Source organism: Phocaeicola sp. HCN-40430 (genome assembly GCF_037890285.1).
Lineage (GTDB): Bacteria > Bacteroidota > Bacteroidia > Bacteroidales > Bacteroidaceae > Phocaeicola > Phocaeicola acetigenes.
The window spans coordinates 1-944 of the sequence record NZ_JBBKBS010000059.1 but is presented as its reverse complement, the minus strand read 5'-3'; the positions used below and the strand labels follow the sequence as shown (position 1 = coordinate 944).

The 944-nt window shown below is 58.7% G+C and carries 1 protein-coding gene; it reads left to right on the top strand.

The features are described from left to right. A partial coding sequence (locus tag WKU26_RS12570) for a fucose pyrophosphorylase domain-containing protein (protein WP_340322299.1) occupies window positions 1–944 on the top strand: 944 nt, incomplete at both ends.

Below are 944 nucleotides of genomic sequence, written 5' to 3'. Positions count from 1 at the left end.
CCGATTCCCGTGTTCCGCTGGGGACGCGGACAGAAGCTGACACAGAACCTGCTCTCGCTGCAGCTGCCGCTTTACGAAAGGATTATGGAAAAGGCTCCGGAAGGGCTGCATACGCTGGTGGCAAGCGGGGATGTGTATATCCGTGCGACGGAAGCGCTGCAGGAGATTCCGGATGCGGACGTGGTGTGCTACGGGCTGTGGGTGGACCCGCAGCTGGCAAAGAACCACGGGGTGTTCGTTTCCTCGAGAAAGGAACCGGACCGCCTGGACTTCATGCTGCAGAAGCCGAGCGTGGAGGAGCTGGGAGGACTGATGAAGGATTATCTGTTCCTGATGGACATCGGTATCTGGCTGCTGAGCGACCGGGCTGTGGAACTGATGGTGAAGCGTTCGGAAAAGGATGGAAAGATTGGATTTTATGATATGTACTCGGACTTCGGACCGGCACTGGGGGCGCATCCGCGTCTGCACGACGAGGAACTGGCGCAGCTGAAGGTGGCGATTCTGCCGCTGCCGGGCGGGGAGTTCCACCATTATGGTACGAGCCGGGAGATGATCTCCTCTACCCTGGCCGTGCAGAACTGTGTGATGGACCAGCGGGCGATTATGCATCATAAGGTGAAACCGCATCCGGCTATCTTCGTGCAGAACGCGAAGGTGGAATGCGGGCTGACTGCGGAGAATGCGGAGGTGTGGATCGAGAACAGCCACGTGGGTAAGGAATGGAAGCTGAACAGCCGCAACATCATTACCGGTGTGCCCTGCAACGCATGGAAGATGGAGGTGCCCGAAGGGGTCTGCATCGATGTGGTGCCGATGGGTGAACGGGGGTTTGTGGCTAGACCGTACGGATTCAACGATGCGTTCAAGGGGGCGCTGGACAAGGTGGGTACGCTGTATCAGGGTGTACCGGCTGCGGAATGGCTGAAGGCTCGCGGAATGAA